The organism is Gulosibacter massiliensis (assembly GCF_900626105.1).
Classification (GTDB): Bacteria; Actinomycetota; Actinomycetes; order Actinomycetales; family Microbacteriaceae; genus Gulosibacter; species Gulosibacter sediminis.
Window position 1 is genome coordinate 105,012 of the sequence record NZ_UYZX01000002.1, and the last position, 17,163, is coordinate 122,174.

At 70.0% G+C, this 17,163-nt stretch carries 18 protein-coding genes; 4 read left to right on the top strand and 14 right to left on the bottom strand.

Features of this window, described 5'->3' with window-relative positions:
* Positions 1-3: 3 nt before the first annotated feature.
* The 12 genes from EJL01_RS10280 to EJL01_RS10335 all read right to left on the bottom strand — a co-directional run bounded on the left by EJL01_RS10280 (position 4) and on the right by EJL01_RS10335 (position 13,471).
* The gene (locus EJL01_RS10280) at positions 4-681 is read right to left on the bottom strand and encodes a metal-dependent transcriptional regulator (RefSeq protein WP_125107564.1); all 678 of its coding nucleotides are present in this window, start codon (positions 679-681) and stop codon (positions 4-6) included.
* Between the two features lie 61 nt (positions 682-742).
* Positions 743-1,858 carry a fatty acid desaturase family protein gene (locus EJL01_RS10285; protein WP_413229352.1) on the bottom strand — a complete coding sequence of 372 codons (1,116 nt, stop codon included), beginning with the start codon at positions 1,856-1,858 and terminating at the stop codon, positions 743-745.
* Between the two features lie 149 nt (positions 1,859-2,007).
* Positions 2,008-2,487 (bottom strand): hypothetical protein, encoded by a 480-nt coding sequence (locus tag EJL01_RS10290; protein ID WP_125107566.1) that lies wholly within the window; start codon positions 2,485-2,487, stop codon positions 2,008-2,010.
* Between the two features lie 41 nt (positions 2,488-2,528).
* Positions 2,529-4,838: a phosphoribosylformylglycinamidine synthase subunit PurL gene (gene purL, locus EJL01_RS10295; protein WP_125107567.1), complete on the bottom strand. Its 2,310-nt coding sequence runs from the start codon at positions 4,836-4,838 to the stop codon at positions 2,529-2,531.
* A 78-nt stretch (positions 4,839-4,916) separates the two neighbouring features.
* On the bottom strand, positions 4,917-6,020 hold the full coding sequence (locus EJL01_RS10300) for a hypothetical protein (RefSeq protein ID WP_125107568.1): 1,104 nt from the start codon (positions 6,018-6,020) through the stop codon (positions 4,917-4,919).
* Positions 6,021-6,128: 108 nt separating this feature from the next.
* Positions 6,129-7,829 carry an ABC transporter transmembrane domain-containing protein gene (locus EJL01_RS10305; RefSeq protein WP_241209202.1) on the bottom strand — a complete coding sequence of 567 codons (1,701 nt, stop codon included), beginning with the start codon at positions 7,827-7,829 and terminating at the stop codon, positions 6,129-6,131.
* Positions 7,829-8,953, bottom strand: coding sequence for a P-loop NTPase family protein (locus EJL01_RS10310; RefSeq protein ID WP_125107569.1), 1,125 nt, complete (start codon positions 8,951-8,953; stop codon positions 7,829-7,831). Before EJL01_RS10310 ends, EJL01_RS10305 begins: the two co-directional genes overlap by 1 nt.
* Before the next feature lie 108 nt (positions 8,954-9,061).
* Entirely contained in the window at positions 9,062-9,892 is an 831-nt protein-coding gene (locus EJL01_RS10315) for an HTTM domain-containing protein (protein ID WP_125107570.1), read from the bottom strand.
* Positions 9,892-10,440 (bottom strand): hypothetical protein, encoded by a 549-nt coding sequence (locus EJL01_RS10320; protein WP_125107571.1) that lies wholly within the window; start codon positions 10,438-10,440, stop codon positions 9,892-9,894. The genes EJL01_RS10315 and EJL01_RS10320 overlap by 1 nt, the downstream gene beginning before the upstream one ends.
* A gap of 7 nt (positions 10,441-10,447) precedes the next feature.
* A complete protein-coding gene (locus EJL01_RS10325; protein ID WP_125107572.1) occupies positions 10,448-11,884 on the bottom strand; it encodes a phytoene desaturase family protein in 1,437 nt (478 codons plus the stop codon).
* A gap of 66 nt (positions 11,885-11,950) precedes the next feature.
* A complete protein-coding gene (locus EJL01_RS10330) occupies positions 11,951-12,382 on the bottom strand; it encodes a DUF3817 domain-containing protein (protein ID WP_125107573.1) in 432 nt (143 codons plus the stop codon).
* Between the two features lie 9 nt (positions 12,383-12,391).
* Positions 12,392-13,471, bottom strand: coding sequence for a DMT family transporter (locus EJL01_RS10335; RefSeq protein ID WP_125107574.1), 1,080 nt, complete (start codon positions 13,469-13,471; stop codon positions 12,392-12,394).
* Between the two features lie 213 nt (positions 13,472-13,684).
* Here EJL01_RS10335 and EJL01_RS10340 point away from each other — a divergent pair, with 213 nt between their 5' ends.
* The 3 genes from EJL01_RS10340 to EJL01_RS10350 are packed head-to-tail and all read left to right on the top strand — an operon-like array spanning position 13,685 to position 14,805.
* A complete protein-coding gene (locus tag EJL01_RS10340) occupies positions 13,685-14,017 on the top strand; it encodes a hypothetical protein (RefSeq protein ID WP_125107575.1) in 333 nt (110 codons plus the stop codon).
* An 11-nt stretch (positions 14,018-14,028) separates the two neighbouring features.
* Entirely contained in the window at positions 14,029-14,208 is a 180-nt protein-coding gene (locus EJL01_RS10345) for a hypothetical protein (RefSeq protein ID WP_125107576.1), read from the top strand.
* 18 nt (positions 14,209-14,226) lie between these two features.
* Positions 14,227-14,805, top strand: a complete 579-nt coding sequence (locus tag EJL01_RS10350) for a helix-turn-helix transcriptional regulator (RefSeq protein WP_125107577.1) — start codon at positions 14,227-14,229, stop codon at positions 14,803-14,805.
* Positions 14,806-14,817: 12 nt separating this feature from the next.
* Here EJL01_RS10350 and purQ read toward each other — a convergent pair whose 3' ends face one another.
* Positions 14,818-15,510: a phosphoribosylformylglycinamidine synthase subunit PurQ gene (gene purQ, locus EJL01_RS10355; RefSeq protein WP_125107578.1), complete on the bottom strand. Its 693-nt coding sequence runs from the start codon at positions 15,508-15,510 to the stop codon at positions 14,818-14,820.
* On the bottom strand, positions 15,510-15,773 hold the full coding sequence (purS, locus tag EJL01_RS10360; protein WP_125107579.1) for a phosphoribosylformylglycinamidine synthase subunit PurS: 264 nt from the start codon (positions 15,771-15,773) through the stop codon (positions 15,510-15,512). The genes purQ and purS overlap by 1 nt, the downstream gene beginning before the upstream one ends.
* A gap of 148 nt (positions 15,774-15,921) precedes the next feature.
* Here purS and EJL01_RS10365 point away from each other — a divergent pair, with 148 nt between their 5' ends.
* A complete protein-coding gene (locus tag EJL01_RS10365) occupies positions 15,922-17,157 on the top strand; it encodes an AI-2E family transporter (RefSeq protein ID WP_241209203.1) in 1,236 nt (411 codons plus the stop codon).
* Positions 17,158-17,163 lie beyond the last annotated feature (6 nt).

A 17,163-nucleotide genomic window follows, 5' to 3' on the forward strand; every position in this document is an offset into this window, starting at 1 on the left:
GCGTTACGCGCGCTCGCTCACCCAGACTTCGTGTGCGGCCGTCGAGCTGATCGACAGGCTCGCGCCGGTGGGCTGCACCGTGAGGCTGACCGCGTCGGTGAACGGGGCCGAGCCCTGCACCTCGAGCTCAGCGCCGTAGATGACGCCCTGCTCGGCGAGGTATTCGAGCAGTGCTGGGTCGCTGTCGGAGACGCGCTCGACGAGCAGCGACTGCCCGGGCTTCGCCTCGCTCAGCGGGGTCGCCTCGGGTCTGTCGACGGTGCCGTCGGGGCCCGGGATGGGGTCGCCGTGCGGGTCGCGCCGCGGGTTGCCGAGTGAGGCGTCGATGCGCTCGATCATGAAGTCCGAGACCTCGTTCTCGAGCCGCTCGGCCTCGTCGTGGACCTGATCCCAGCGGTAGCCGAGGGCCTCGACCAGGAAGGTTTCAATGAGTCGGTGGCGGCGGACTGTCTGCACCGCGTGCACGGTGCCCTCCTCGGTCAGCGTCACAGCACCGTAGGGCGCGTGGTCGAGCAGACCGCGCTCCGAGAGCTTCTTGATCGCATCCGACGCCGTCGACGTGCGCACGCCGACACGGGCCGCGATCATCGTCGCCGTCACCGGTTCATGCGACCACTCGCCGAGGGCCCAGACGGCCTTGAGGTAGCTGAGGTTGCTCGGCGAGAGCGGCGCGTTCGACACGCATGAACCGTACCAAAGTTTCGAGTTCGGGCAGTCAAACTCAGCGGGGGTTGAACCCTGCCTAGACCCGCCGGAACTGCTGCGCGGCCGGGCAGTCGAAGGGGTCGCGCGCCGCGAGCCCCACCCGGTTGAGGTACTCGATCACGATTGCGTACGAGCGCCAGAGCGAGGTCTCGGTGTAGGGCACGCCGAGGGTCTTGCAGTGCTGGCGCACGATCTCGCGGGCCTTCGCGAGGTGCGGCCGCGGCATGCTCGGGAACAGGTGGTGCTCGACCTGGTAGTTGAGCCCGCCCATGAGCCAGGTGGCCCACCAGCCGCCGCGGATGTTGCGCGAGGTGCGCACCTGCTTGCTGAAGAAGTCGAGCTTCGCGCTCTCGGCGATGACCGGCATGCCCTTGTGGTTCGGGGCAAACGACGCGCCCATGTAGACGCCGAACACGGCGTAGAGCACGCCGAGGAACGCGAACGCCATGCCGACGGGCAGGAACAGGAAGATCGGGGTGAGCAGCAGCACGAAGCGCGCGAAGATGATGCCGAGCTCGGTCCAGCGGCCGTTGACCGGGCCGCGCTGGAAGAGGTGCTTGAAGCTGTGGAGGTGCAGGTTGAACCCCTCGAGCGTGAGCAGCGGGAAGAAGAACCAGCCCTGGCGCTTCGTGATGGCCCGCCGGAGCCCGCGGGCCTCGACCGCATCCTCTTCGAGGAACGAGATGGTGTCGACCTCGATGTCGGGGTCTTTGCGCATGCGGTTCGGGTTCGCATGGTGGCGGGTGTGCTTCGAGTCCCACCACGCGTAGCTCATGCCGACGCTGCAGGCGAGGATGCGCCCGAGCCGCTTGTTCGAGGGGCCCGACTCGAGGATCTGCCGGTGCGCCGCCTCGTGGGCGAGGAACGCGACCTGCGTGAAGATGATGCCGAGCGCCGCGGCGATGAGCAGCTGGAACCAGCTCGGGCCGAGCAGGATGAACCCGGTCACCGCGCCGCCGAGCGCGAGCACGATCGCGAGGCCGACGAGGCCGTAGAACCAGGGCGTGCGGCGCAGCAATCCGGTCTCGCGCACCACGGCCGAAACCTCGGTGTAGGCCTTCGCGATGGGCGGGAAGTCGGTGGTGTCGGCGCGCTTGGTCGTGCGCAGCGGACCGAGCCCGCTAACAACGGGCGTGGCGGTGGGAGAGATGATCGGTACCTGTTTTCGTCGCGGGCCGCAACTCGGCCCTTGGGAAGCCAAAGGCAGATTACCGATCGCTTCAACTCACCGTACCGAGCGAGGGCCGCGTGAAACTGGGCGCAACGTGCCCATCGCCTGTGGATGCGGTTACCCCGCGTCTGCTACGGCCCCTCGGTGCGGTTGGCGGACATGGCGAGGCCCTCGTTGTCGACGGCGACTACGGCGTCGAGGTCGGCGACGCTGTCGGCGTGCTCGAGCACGGTTGTTGCGAACGCCTCGAGGTCGTTAGGGCGCACCTTTTCGCTGAGCACGACGGTGACGCGGCCCTCGCTGAACGAGTCCCACGAGCCGATGTACGCCATGAGGATCGTCGTGTTGTCGGTCGCCTCGATCTCGCTGAACTCGTCGACCTCGTACGCGTCGAGCACGGCCTGCTCGCTCGCGCTCGCGAGGGCGGTGCCGTCGTAGGCGGGAGCCGCGGGGGTCGCGGCGGAGTCGTTGTCCGGCGTGCCCGATTTCGCTTCAACGGTCGGCGCTGCGACGCGAATCAGCACGACAATCGCAATGACCGCGCCCGCGACGACCACCCAGGTCCACAAATTCTTCCACCACGGCACCGCCGCGCTCTGCCCATCACGCATGCTGCGCAGAATAAACGACGCGCGTTGCGCGCCGGAAAACGCTACGCCTCGACGCGCTCGCCGAAGCGCTTCGGCAGCGTCGCGCCGCGCAGTTCGCGGAGCTTCGCGACCGGCACGGTGAACTGGCCCTGCACCTCGAGCTGCGCATCCGCATCCACGCCGTCGGAGACGCCGATGCGGATTACGGGGAAGCCGCGCGCCTCGCACATGTACGTGAACTTCACGTCTTCTTCGCGCGGCACCGACACGAGCACGCGGCCGGTCGACTCCGAGAAGAGCGCCGTCGCGGCATCGACGTGGTCGCGCGAGATGATCTCGTCGAGCACGACGCGCGCGCCGATGCCGAAGCGCGTCACGCACTCGGCGAGCGCGAGCGCGAGGCCGCCCTCAGAGAGGTCGTGCGACGAGCCGAGGATGCCCTGGCGCGAGGCGCCGTCGATGAGGTCGGCGAGTGCCTGCTCGCGGTCGAAGTCGACGACCGGCGGGTGGCCGCCGAGGTGGCCGTGCACCGCATCCGCCCAGAGCGAGCCCGAGAGCTCGGTGTGGGTCTCGCCGAGCAGGTAGAGGTTGTGGCCCTCTTCCTGCCAGCCGTTCGGCACGCGGCGCGCGACGTCGTCGAACTTGCCGAGCACCGCAACGACGGGGGTGGGGTGGATGGGCACATCGCCCGTCTGGTTGTAGAACGACACGTTGCCGCCGGTGACCGGAATCGAGAGCTCGAGGCAGCCGTCGGCGAGGCCCTCAACGGCCTCCTTGAACTGCCACATCACCTCGGGGTTCTCGGGCGAGCCGAAGTTGAGGCAGTCCGAGACGGCCATCGGTGCGGCGCCGGTCGCGGCGACGTTGCGGAACGCCTCGGCGAGCGCGAGTCGCGCACCCGCACGGGGGTCGAGCTGGGCGTAGCGGCCGTTCGCATCCATCGCGAGGGCGACGCCCATGCCGGTCGACTCGTCGACGCGCACGACGCCGGCGTCCTCCGGGTAGGCGAAGGCGGTGTTGCCGAGCACGTAGCGGTCGTACTGGTCGGTGATCCACGCCGGGTCGGCCGCGTTCGGCGAGCCGAGCAGCGTCAGGAACTGTGCCTTGAGCTCTTCGCCCGATGTCGGGCGGGGGAGGCCCTCGGCGTTGTTCGCCTGGAGCGCGTCGATCCACGTCGGGTAGACAACCGGGCGGTCGTAGACGGGCGAGTCGACGGCGACGGTGCGCGGGTCGACGTCGACGATGCGGCCGCCGCGCCAGTCAATCGTGAGGCGACCGGAGTCGTTCACCTCGCCGAGCACAGAGGTCTCGACCTCCCACTTGCTCGTGATGGCAAGGAACGCCTCGAGCTTCTCGGGCTTGACGACCGCCATCATGCGCTCCTGCGACTCGCTCATGAGGATCTCCTCGGCGGTGAGCGTCGGGTCGCGCAGCAGCACGCTGTCGAGGTCGATGTGCATGCCGCCGTCGCCCGCGGCCGCGAGCTCAGACGTGGCGCACGAGATGCCGGCCGCGCCGAGGTCTTGAATGCCTTCAACCGAGTCGCTCGCGAACAGCTCGAGGCAGCACTCGATGAGCACCTTCTCGGCGAACGGGTCGCCCACCTGCACGGCGGGGCGCTTCGTCGGGCCGCCCTCGCTGAAGGTGTCGGACGCGAGAATCGAGGCTCCGCCGATGCCATCGCCGCCGGTGCGCGCACCGAAGAGCACGACCTTGTTGCCGGCACCGCGCGCGTTCGCGAGGTGGAGGTCATCGCGCTTGAGCACACCCACGGCGAGCGCGTTGACGAGCGGGTTCACCTGGTAGGTCTTGTCGAACCAGGTCTCGCCGCCGATGTTCGGCAGACCGAGGCAGTTGCCGTAGAACGAGATGCCGCCGACGACGCCGTGCACGACGCGCGAGGTGTCGGGGTGGTCGATGGCACCGAAGCGCAGGCCGTCCATGACTGCCACCGGGCGCGCGCCCATTGAGATAATGTCGCGCACGATGCCGCCGACGCCGGTCGCGGCACCCTGGAACGGCTCGATGTAGCTCGGGTGGTTGTGCGACTCGACCTTGAAGGTGACCGCCCAATCGTCGCCGAGGTCGAGCACGCCCGCGTTCTCGCCCATGCCGACGAGTAGGTGCTCACGCATCTTGTCGTTCACCTTCTGGCCGAACTGGCGCAGGTACTTTTTCGACGACTTGTACGAGCAGTGCTCCGACCACATCACCGAGTACATGGCGAGCTCGCCCGACGTGGGGCGGCGGCCGAGCAGTTCGCGAATCTGCGCGTATTCGTCGGCCTTGAGCCCGAGTGCCTCGTACGGCTGTTCGCGCTCGGGGGATGCCTCGGCGTGCTCAACGGTGTCGGGAACGTGCTCGATGCTCAAGTGACGGCTCCTTGCAGACGGATGCTGGCGGCGATTTCGCCTTCCCTGAGTCTAGTCGGCGTGCGGGCCGCGGTGCGCCTAGGTGTTGCCTGCCACATCCGCGAGGGTGATCGAGCCGTCGGTGCCGACGCGGTAGAGCAGGCGCACGGAGTCGCGGGTGCTGGGCAGGCCGTCGGCTTGCGACACCGAGCAGCTGCTCGCGGACGTGCTTGAGCAGGTCACCTTCGAGTAGTCGATGCTGAGCGGGCTTACCTCGGCGTACTGCGCGGCTGCGTCGCCCTGCTCGGTAATCGCTGACTCCCAGTCGCCCGGGTTGTCGCGGTCGACCGGGGTGACCGACGAGGCGCCGGGGCCGGTCGTGATCGTGAAGATGCCGGTGCCGTCGACGGCCTGCGACCACACCATCGCCTGCCACTTGTCGTTCGCCGGCTCGCTGCACCAGCCCGAGCACATGTTCACGTCGTCGGCGTACTTGCCCGAGACGAGGTCGATTCCGGCGGACGACAGCTGGATGCTCGCGGCCGAGGCGATCTCTTCGCGCGTTGGCGGTGTCTCGTTCTCGCGGTCACCGACGAATACCGGCACCTGCTCGGCGTCGGTGGTCACCTCAAACGCGCCGGTCGGTGGCGTCACGGTGTAGAGGTACGCGCCCGGCAATGAGTCGATCTTGTCGTCGAGCTCGATGCCGTCCTGCTGTGGCACCACCTCGTAGTCGGCGAAGGGGCCGCTGCCGCCGCTGCTCGGCGTCTCGACCTCGACGATGGCATTCGTGAGCTGCCAGGCCGGGTCGTCGCTGCCGCTCGAGACGTACCGCAGCTGCGCATCCCACGACGCCTCCTCGCCGGCGAGCGAATAGGTGACCTGCACGGTCGCCGAGGCGCCGTCGAAGTGGCCCGTGTTGCCCGTGATCTCGCCGATCTCGACGAGCTCGGGCGCCACGTCGGGCACCTGCACGTCGACGTCGTCGTAGTCGGGCACGAGCTCGTCGAGCCGGTCGGCGTCGTGCTCGTCGATCGCGGTGAAGAGGTCGGTGATGACCGACTCCACCTCGGGCGCCTCCGCGACTTGCTGCGCGGCGTCGGTCGAGTGATCGTTGGGCTCGATGCGCTCGCCGCCGCCCGAACAGGCGGTCAGCGCGAGGCCCGCCAGCGCGAACCCGCCGGCGGCGCGCAGCCACCGCATCCGTGTAATCGACGTTCGTCGCGCACCAAAACCCATCACGAGTTGAAGACTACGCAGGTGCGCGACGCCGATCGTCGGTCGGCGGTTGTAGCGGACTCGGCCCGGAGGCTACTCCTCGTCGTCCGCGTCGTCGGCCTCGCGGGGCTGACCGAACGCGGCGACGGCCGCCGCCGTGCGCTCACGGCTGGCCGGGTCGGTGCCGTCGAGGCGCCAGTCGCGTACATCCACGCCGAGCGCTTCGGGCCGGTGTGAGGCGACGAGCGCGATGCCGGGATATTCGCGCAGCACCCCGCGCAGAGCCTCGAGCCCGCTCGCGTCGAGCGCCGAGTCGAGGTGCTCGAGCACGAGCAGCGGCGGCGTGCCGAGCAGCGCCCGCGCGAGTTTGAGCCGCGCGACGTCGCCGCTCGACCAGGGCGCGCCGTCGTTCTTGAGCTTGCGGTCGAGGCCGCGGGGGTCGGTGCGGATGCGCTGCTCGAGGCCGACGGCGCGCACGACCCGCCAGATCTCGGCGTCGCTCGCGTCGGGCAGCCGGTAGCCGATGAGCCGGCGTAGCGAGCCGCGCTCGAGTGGCAGCTGGCTCGACGCGAAGCCGACGAGGTGGCGGCGAAAGCGCGCGGGCGCGAGCCGCAGGTCGAAACCGGCGATGCGCACCGTGCCGCCCGACTCGGGGTCGCCCTCGAGCAGCTCGGCGAGCACGCGGCGCACGAGGGGCGGATGCTCGGAGCGCAGCAGCACGCGTTCGCCCGGCTCGGCGCGCAGCTCGGGCACCGCGACGCCGCCGGGGCGCACGCCCTCGATGCGGAGCTTGCCGGTGCCGGCGGGCGCGCCCGCATCCCCGTGCGAGCGGCGCCACTCGCGCTCGCGGGCGCGCTCGGCGGCGGTGAGGTCGCGCGCCTGCGCGAGCATCGGGGCGAGGATGCGCCGGGCCGCGCGGTAGTTCTGGCGATATTCGACGACGCGGCCGAGGTCGGACATCGGCGTCGCCATGACGCCGAGCAGCGTCATCGCCGAGGCGACCGCGGCCGCCTCGATCTGCCCGAGTAGCGCGAGCAGCACGACCGCCGCGGTGCACAGCGACGCCGTCGTGACCGTGAGCGCGCGCACGAGGCCGGTGACCTGCGCGCGGTGCAGCGCCGCATCCACCACCCGGGCCGAGGCGCGGTCGACGGCGCTGAGCTCGCGGCGCACGGCCCCCGCGATGCGCACCGATTCGCCGGCGCGAGCGGTGTCGGCGATGTGCCCCGACATCTTGCCGCGCTGGCGGCGCAGCGCGCGGGCCCGGTCGTGGGCGAGCTGCGCGAGCCGCGGCAGCACAAGCGCCATGAGGCCGATCGGCACCGCGATCGCGAGGGCGATGAGCGGCTGCGTCACGGCGAGCACGCCGATGACGACGACGATGAGGCTGAGCCCGGTGCACAGCGGCACGATGCCCTGCGCGATCCAGTTGCGCACCGCGTTGAGGTCGTTCGAGGCGCGGGTGACGATGACGCCGAGCGAGCGGTTGCCGACATTGCCGAGCGCGGCCGCGACGAGGTGGCGACGCTGCTCGAACACGTAGTCCTGTCCGAGCGACTCGGCGACGATCCGCTCGGCCCAGCGCGCGATGCCGATGAGCAGCACCGAGGTGACGAGCGCGACGAGCGCGAGCCAGGCCGAGGCATCCCCGGTGCCGCCGAGCACCGCATCCACGCTGAAGGCCATCACGAGCGCGAGGGCCGCCTGCGCGACGCCGAGCCCGACGAGGGTGAGCAGCATGCCACGGCGCCGGCCCCGCCACACGGCGGGCATCTTCGGCGTCGAGTCGGCCACTACTTCGCCCGCTCGAGCAGCGACAGCGCCACCTCGGGTGCCGTGAGGTCGAAGGTGCCGAGCACGCGCACGCCGAGCGGGTCGAGCACGGCACGGGCCTCGGTGCTCGCGAGCGGCGACGAGGTCATGACGCCGGTCGCGGCGCTCACGCGCAGGCCCGCCGACTGCAGCTCGCGCACCCCGGCGAGGGCGCCGAGCGCGTCGACGGCCGAGAACACGACGTGGTCGACCGCGGCGTGGAAGCCCGGGTCGCGCAGCAGCTGCGAGGTCTCGCCCTGAAACACGCCGTCGGCGATCTCGACCACGACGACGTCGGGGTCGGCCGCCGCGAGCTGCTCGATGAGCCCGAAGGTGATCGCGCGAATCTGCGGCATTGGCAGCTTGAACGTCGTGCCGAAGCCGAAGTCGCTGAAGTCGAGCACGGTCTCGGCGCCCGCGTCGCGGTAGATCGTCGGGTCGTTGCCCGCGCCGGTGCCGGTCGCCTTGCCCGCCGTAACGCGCAGGCCCGACTTCGTGAGGCCGTTGATGAGCGTCGCCATCGAGGTCGACTTGCCCGAGTTCATCGAGGTGCCGAGCACCGCGATCACCTCGGGGCGCTTGCGGCCGCGGGCGTCGAGCGGGCGCTCGGGCGCGTCGGTGGCGGATGCCGTGAACGGCGCGTAGTCACGCAGGTTCACGACGCCGTGGTGGTCGGCGAGCAGGCCGAGCGGCTCGAGCTGCGTCGGCGCACCGATGCGGTCGTGCTGGGTCTCGACCGCGCCCGCGATGCCGCCGGCGGCGACGAGGTGGCAAGGGCCGAGGTCGGCGGGCACGTGGGCGAGGAACTGGTCGGCGGCGTAGCGGTTGCCGTAGGCGACCATGACGATGTGGTCGCCGAACAGGATCGCCTTGCGCGACTCGGGCGTCTCGATGCGCTTGTGATTGCCGATCTTCGTGACGCGGGCGACGACAACGTCGCCGGCCTGCGGGTGCACCTCGGCGCCCGAGACGAGGTGGAAGGCGTCGCGGTTCGCCTCGACGGCGGCGCCGACGAAGCGGGTGGTGTAGGCGGGCTGGATGCGCGCCGGCAGCGGCTGCCGAGCGCTCGCGGTGATGGGTGCCGGGGCGGTGGCGGAGGTGGTCATGATGGCGGCCTTTCGAGCGAGGGGACCGGCGGTGTCTGCCGATTCATTCCGAGTGAATCGCTCGCGCATGATGTGCAAATGGGATGCACGTGAGAGCGTTCTCATGCGCTAGCGCGGGCTGAGTGCGGGCATGTTCGTGAGGTAGGGCAGGTAGGCGACGCCGGAGGTGTTGTAGCTGAATTTGATGCCCATGATCATGCGAATTCCGACGTGCATGCCCCAGGCGCCGGCGCTAAACAGCGCGCCGAGCCGGCGGTCGACGAGCGAGAGCGGCGCGCCGAGTTCGATGACGAGGGCGCCGATCGCGAGCAAGCCGAACTGCCCCTTGCTGCGATACATTTCGCCCGCGAACTTCGGCGGCACCCCGCCGAACGACTCCTTGCGAATCGCGTCGGCCGCGATCTGCTCGCGCAGGGTGTCGCCGCTCGCCCAAGCCCACCCCTGCGGGCTGCGCACCTTCGCGACGCCCGAGATGAGATAGACGGCGCAGGTCGCGAGGTTCATGACGGTCGCGATGCCGCCATAGTGCCGGCTCACGCGGTTCGGCAGCAGGGTGCGCTGCGTGACCAGGGCATCCACCGAGAGCGCGTCGGCGCTGCGCCCGAGCCCAAGCGCCATCTGGTGCATCGTGAGCGTGTTGTCGTTGTGAAAGACCATGCCCCACGAGTTGCGGTAGGTGATGGTCCACAGCTGCAGCGCGGCATTGAGTGGGCCGGTGACGCGGTGGGCGAGCCCCGCGGTCGCGGCGAGGTTCACGAGCTGGGCGACGCCGACGGGAGCCCAGCGATCCTCGCCCTGCCGGTGCAGCGTGCGGAACATCGCGCGGCGACGCAGATTGTGCACCGCCGAGAAGGCGCCGACGCCGAGCCGCAGCAGCGCGGGCCGGACGGCGTGGGTAGTGGGGCGAAGCGTGCGCGTCATGGCACGAACGATGGGCATCACAGTGGCTCCTGGTTGGGGTCGATGACTGCGGTGGACTTGCGGGTGACGCGGCAGCGCACGGCCGTGCCGCCGACGGCACACTCGGCGTGCACCACCTCGGAGCTCGGCGCGGTGCGGCCGGCGAAGTAGCGGTCGAACACGAAGCGGGCGCGCACGACCTCGACGCGCACGAGCTCGCGCTCGCCCGCGACGGCGAGCGAGTCGGCGTACTGCTGCGCGACGCTCGCGGCCTGGCCGGCGCGCACCGCGCGGGCGATCTGCTTGCGCACCTGATTCAGCCCGCCGGCCCCGTAGTGGCGGTAGTGGGGGATGCGCCGCTCGCCCGCCGCCGTGAAGGCGACGACATGGGGCAGGTAGAGCCGGCCGCGGCGGTCGGCCGAGAACATCGGGTAGGTCGACAGCGGAAACGAATCCTCCTCGACCTTCGCCCGGTCGACCTCGGCGCGGGTGCCGCGGTAGTGGCCCAGCGGGGCGAGCAGTACGCCGGCGAGGGCGGCGTAGCCGAGCAGCGGCAGGGCATCTCGGCCGGTGACGGGCGATTTCACGGGTGGCTCACGTCTCTCGGGTGTCGGCGATAAGGGTCTTTGCGGCCCAGTAGCCCGGCATGCCGTGCACGCCGGCGCCGGGCGGGGCGGAAGCGGAGGCGAGGTAGGTGCCGGGCGCGAGCCGGTAGGGGTTCGGCCCGACGCCGAAGCGGCGCAGCAGCTGCGTGCCGGTCATCGCGCCGCCGGCGATGTCGCCGCCGACGAGGTTCGGGTTCCACGCCTCGAGCTGCTCGGGCGAGGTGGTGCGGCGGAACACGACGGTGTCGCAGAATCCCGGCGCGAAGCGCTCGAGCTGGCGCTCGATGCGGTCGACGACCTCGTCCTCGCGCCACTCGGCGTAGCCGTGCGGCACGTGCGCGTAGCCCGACACGACGACCGAGTCGCCCGGGGCGCGCACGCGGTCGGCCGCCTGCTGCTGCGTGAGCAGCACGAACGGATGCTCGGGCAGGCGGTCGCGCGCCACCTCGCGTTCGGCGAGCAGCAGCTCTTCGGCGGTGCCGACGACGTGCACCGTCGTGGCCTCGGCGACGCGCGGGTTCGTCCACGGAATCGGCTCGCGCAGCAGGTAGTCGACCTTGAACGCGCTCGCGCCGTGCCGCCACCGCCGCAGGCCGCGGGGGAGCTCGGACGCGCCGCCGAGCCGCGCGATCTGGCGTGGGGTGAGCGCGAGCACCGTCGCGTCGGCGGGCGGCAGCTCGCGCAAGTCGGTGACCTCGTGGTCGAGGTGCAGGCGGGCGCCGTGGGCGCGCGCGACCGCGAGCAGCGCATCCGTAATCGCCTGGCTGCCGCCGGCCGCGACCGGCCAGCCATCCGTCATGCCGAGCGCCCCGAAGAGCACGCCGAACGCGCCCGTGAGCGGCTGCTGCAGCGGGGCGAAGGCGTGTGCGGCCGAGCCGAGAAACAGCGCCCGGGCGGCCGGCGTCGTGAGAGCGCGGCGGGCAATCGTCGACGCAGGTGCGAGCGCTGCCGGCGCGAAGCGCGCGAGCTGCACCGGGTGACGGGGCAGGTGCGCGAGCGGTTGGAGCACCTCGTTGAGCAGCGCGTCGATGTCGTCGGTCGCGGGGCGGTGGAGGCGGCGCCAGGCGGCCGCGTCGGCGCCGAGGTCTTCGGCCGTCCAGCCGAGCTGGTGGTGGAGCAGCCCCGCGTCGCCGCCGGGGAGCGGATGCGCGAGCGCGAGCCCCGAGTGCTGCCACTCGAGGCCGTAGTTCGTGAGCTCGAGCTCGCGGAACGCGCGGCTCGCGACGCCGAAGGGATGCGCGGCGGCGCCGAGATCGACGAGCGTGCCGGGCCCGAGCGCCGAGGTGGTGGCGGCCGCGCCGCCGGGGCGGTCGGCGCGCTCGTAGATGTCGACCTGCCAGCCCGCTTTCGCGAGCACGGCGGCCGCAGTGAGCCCGTTTGGGCCGGCGCCGACGACGTTCGCGCGGCGCCCGTGGTGGGTGTGCATACCCAACACTGTTTCGCCCGGTCATGAGCCGGGCGTGAGGCAACTATGAGAGGGCGATGAGAGGCGCTAAGCCGACAGCGACGACGTCAGCACGAACGCGAACACTGCGAGCGTGCTGCAGGCGAGGGTGAAGGGATGCGTCGCGGTCCAGCGCACGAGGCCGCGCGCATCCGCGCCCTCGCCTTCGTCGCGCACCGACGGCGGCACGTGGCCCTTGCGGTGCACGTACCAATCGAACAGCAGCGTGCAGAACGGCGGCAGCGCCGCGAGCCCGCCGAGCAGCGCGACGCGGAACGGCCAGCGCGCGTGCACCCACGCGACGATCACCGCGAAGCCATACGCGAGAAACGCCGTGCCGTGCAGCGAGCCCGCCCACGAGATGAGCGTGCCGCCGAGCTCTGCGTCGCCGAGCGTGCGGATGAGCATCGACGCGATGAGCAGTGCCCACGTGCACGCCTCGATGATCGAGGTGACGCGAAGCAGGCGAGCGGGATGCACCCGTCTAGCCTATCGATTCGCGGCAGCCCGCCGCGCGTTCGCGACCGTCGTGAAGCCGATCGCCGCGATGACGATCGCGATGCCGAGCCACTGCAGCACCGTGATCTGCTCGGCGAGGAACACGACGCCGCCGACGATCGCGACGAGCGGCTGGATGAGCAGCAGCATCGGGCCGGTCGTGCCGTCGACGCGGGGGAGTGCGCTCGACGTCGCGATCCAGCCGACCACCTGCGCGAGCAGTGCGAGGGCAATGAGCACGAGCAGGTGATCGAGCGGCGGCGTGAAGTTCGGCGCACCGAACGGCGCCGCGACGAGCGTGCCGACGACCATCGCCGCCGTCGTCGACAGGAACACCTGCGTGCACGCGTGGCCGGTCGGGCGCGCCCGCGCGATCACCATGACGTAGCCCGCATACGCGAAGCCGCCAGCGACCGCGAGCATGACGCCGAAGAACACCTCGCCCGAGAACGAGCCCTGCTCGAGCGCACCGCTGAGCAGCACGACGCCGGCGAGCATGAACGGAATCGCGATGACGAACGGGCGCGCCATGCGCTCGCGGAAGAACAGCATCGCCATGAGCGGCACGATGATGACCTGCAGGTTGCCCGCGACGGTGGCGATGCCCGCGCCGGCGAGGTAGACGCCCGGGATGAACAGGCCCACGTCGAGGCCAAAGAACACGCCCGCGAGCAGGTGCATCGCTATGCCCTTCCAGCGCATCCGGCCGTTGAGGCGCCACTCGAGCACCGCGAAGATCGCGAGCGGAATGAGGGCGATGCTAAAGCGGAAGAAGATCGTCGTCGCCGCATTCTCGCCCGACATCTTCGTGAGCAGCGGGCCCATGCCGACCGCGAGCGAGCCGAGCACGACCACGAGCCGGGCGTCGAGCTTCGTGAGAAACGCGAAGAGGTCTTTCGGTACGCGCTTGCCGGCTGCGCGCAGGCGCCGGCGTTCGGCGGCGGGGATCGCCGTGGTGAGCAGCATCGTCGTCGTCGGCACGACGGGGAGGACATCGCTGACCGGCTCTTCCTGCCGCTCGTTCGGCTTCGCCCAGTGCGACCTGTTGCTGCGCTCCGGCTGCTCCACCATGTCTCCCTCTTTCTCGACGAATGAATGATGTCACCCCGACGTTTCGCGACCAAAAACGGCCGAAATCTGGCTGCACGAAGCTGCCACGCGAACTACCTGCCACGAGAAATTTTCGCTCATCCAAACGGCTGACTTCCCAGTGATTGCAAGGGATGCGGGGGTGCCAGATCGCACCCCGTTGCAGCATCCGGACACGGCTCGAAGCTGATCTTGTTGGCCACCCCGCCGCCGGGCGAACCTCTAACCACCTCGAGAACAGGAGCTCGCACGACCACCCAGAACCGAACCCTCCAGCTCACCGTCGGCATCATCGGTGTCCTCGCTTTCGCGACGGCGCCAACTAGCGCGATCGTCACGGGCCAGGTGCCTCCGCTTACGTACCTCAGCCTGCTGGTCGGTGTTGCCGCGACGGTCTACGTCGTCGTCACCTTCGTGCGCAAACGGCCGGCGACGCCGGGACTCGTGACTTCGCTTGTATCGCTCGCCGTCGGTGACCGCCTCGCTGGGGCGAATGGCTACTACGGCCACGACACCAGCGGCGAATGAAGGGGGCGTGGATGCTGAGCAAGCACGCCACGACGCTCTACGAATACGTGAGCTCGCAGGCCGACGCCACCGTGCAACAGGCGTCAGTATCGCTCGCACTGCGCATGACCGAGACCGAGGAGGCCTGGCGAGAGCTCGCCGACCGCCGCCTCATCACACCCGCCTACGAGGACGCCGAGACCTTCACCTGACGCCGCGTCACGAGGGAGGTGCTCATCGTGCAGCCCGGCCGCGGCTCGACCGTCGAGCTGCAAGAGGAGTCCGACCTCAAAGACGCCGAGCTACTCGAGGCGGGCATTTCGCGCCGCACCCTGATGCATGACCGCCGGCGTGACCACGTGCCGACGCGGCGCTCGGTCGAACGGCTTGGCGAGCTCGGCGCCGAGTTCCGCACCGTACCGTCGCTGCCGGTGCGGCTGCTCGTGTTTGACCGCAACAAGGCGATCGTCTCGCGGCACCGGGAGAAGAACGACCCGGCCGCGCTCGTCATCCGCGACCCCGACGTCGCGATGGTGTTCGCGCGCCTGTTCGACACGGTGTGGGATTATGCGACGCCGTTCGAGATCTGCCCCGACGAGGCTGAGTCGGCCGACGCGGTGAAGCTGTCGGCGACGCAGCAGGCCATTCTCGAGGGGCTCTCGATCGGCATGACCGACGAGGCCCTCGCGAGCCGCCTGCAGATGAGCGTGCGCACGTGCCGGCGCCACATCTCGCAGTTGTTCGAGATTCTCGGCGCCGACAGCCGATTCCAGGCGGGCGTGCTCGCCGCCCGCCGCGGCTGGCTCTAGCCTCGGAGGGCGCTAGCCGACGAGTTCGCGCACGAGGCCCATGAACATGCCGCGGCCGTCGATGCCCGAGCGCATCCGCTCGGCAATGTCGGGGCCGTAGCCCGGCTCAACCGCGTGCTCGGGGTGCGGCATGAGGCCCACCACATTGCCGGCCTCGTTGCGCAGGCCAGCGATGTCGTTCATCGAGCCGTTCGGGTTGACGCCGAGGTAGCGGAATGCGACCTGGCCCTCGCCTTCGATGCGGCGCAGCGTCTCGTCGTCGGCGATGAACGAGCCCTCGCCGTTCTTGAGCGGAATGACGATCTCTTCGTTCTGCTCGTAGCCGCGGGTCCACGGGGTGTCGATGTTCTCGACGCGCAGTCCCTGGTCGCGGCAGATGAAGCGGCCGTGGTCGTTGCGGATCAGGCCGCCGGGCAGCAGGTGCGCCTCCATGAGCATCTGGAAGCCGTTGCAGATGCCGAGCACGGGCAGGCCCTTGGCCGCGGCATCCTTTACCTCGCGCATGATCGCCGAGTGCGAGGCGATCGCGCCGCAGCGCAGGTAGTCGCCATAGCTAAAGCCGCCGGGCAGAATCACGGCGTCGACACCCTGCAGGTCGTGGTCGCCGTGCCAGAGCATGACGGGCTCGCCGCCACTGATCTCAACCGCGCGCGCGGCGTCACGGTCGTCGAGCGAGCCCGGGAAGGTGATGATGCCGACGCGCACTACGAGAGCTCCTCGTCGCTCGCGACCTCAATCGAGATCACGTCTTCGATGACGCCGTTCGAGAGCAGGTCGTCGGCGATCTGCGCGACCTCGTCCATGAGCTCCGGCGTGACCTCGCGGTCGGTGACGATCTCGAAGCGCTTGCCGATACGTACATCCGTGAAGTGCTCGCGGCCGCCGGCGGCGAGCGACCGCTGCACGGCCTTGCCCGCTGGGTCCAGCAGCTCCTGCTTCGGCATGACCTGCACGACGATCTTGGGCATCGAATCTCCTTGCAACGTTTGGGGGATCTTCGCCCAATCCTACTCGTGGCGCGCCGCCGTACAGGCGGCCTGCGCAAGAATGGCGTTCGAATTAGTGGAGGCAAGCATGTTTGGACGTCTACGGAAGCCGGAGACCGATGCTGCGGGGGTGCCCCTAGCTGATTCCGCGCTCGAAGATCGCGAGCTGGATGCGCAGCTGCGGGCAAAGGCGCAGGAGCAGGAACGCCAGGGTCGCCTCGTGAGCCCGCGCCGTCCGGCGCAGCTCTGGACCGACAGCGTCGGCGTCGTCGCGACCCGCTCGCTGCAGGGCCTGCTGATCCTCGCCGCCTTCGCCATCCTCATCTTCGGCCTGCTGCACGTGGCCATCGTCGTCGTGCCGATTCTGCTCGCGCTCATCATCGCCTCGGCGTTTGAGCCGGTGATCTCGGCACTCAGCCGCTACCGCTGGCCGCGCGTGCTCTCGACCGTCGTCGTGCTCCTGCTCGTCGTTGTCGTGTTCGGCGGTCTCATCTGGATCGTCGTGATGCAGGTGATGGACCAGTGGGACAACCTCGTGTCGACCACCGCCGAGGGCTTCAACCAGCTCGTGTCGTGGTGGAACAACCAATTCCCGCAGTTCGCGCTCGACGACACTCGCCTCGACGACCTCTGGGCGACTATCCAGTCGCTGCTGTCGAACATCAACTTCGGCGCGGTCGGCAGCGGCCTCGCCTCTGGCCTGTCGGCCTTCGGTAACTTCGCGATGGCGGCCGTGCTGTTCGTCGTGATCCTGTTCTTCTTCCTCAAGGATGGCCCGTCGATCTGGGGCTTCATCGTGCGCCCGCTGCCGACGAACCAGCACCGTCGCGCCGAACTCATGGGCGCCCGCGCGGTCGGCGTCATGGGCGGCTACGTGCGCGGCACCGTGATCGTCGCGCTCGTCGACGCCGTCTTCATCGGCCTCGGCATGGTGTTCCTCGGCGTGCCGCTGTGGCTGCCGCTCGCGCTCGTCGTGTTCATCTGCGCGTTCATCCCGGTCGTCGGCGCGACGCTCGCGGGCATCATCGCGGCGCTCGTGACGCTCGTGACGAACGGCTTCGTGCCGGCGCTCGTCGTCGCCGGCATCGTCGTGCTCGTCAACCAGCTCGAGGGCAACCTGCTGCAGCCGGTCGTGCTCGGCAAGTCACTCAAGCTGCACGAGCTCGTCGTGCTGATCGCCCTGACCACCGGCACCGTGCTCGGCGGCATCATGGGCACGCTCATCGCCGTGCCGCTGACCGCCGTCGCTTGGGCGCTCATCAAGGCCTGGAACGAGTCGCTGCCCGAGCTTGAGGCGCAGCAGGAGGACGACACGATTCGCGCCCGCCTGCGCGAGCGCTGGCGCCGCGCCGAACGTGAAAGCTAGCTTGCC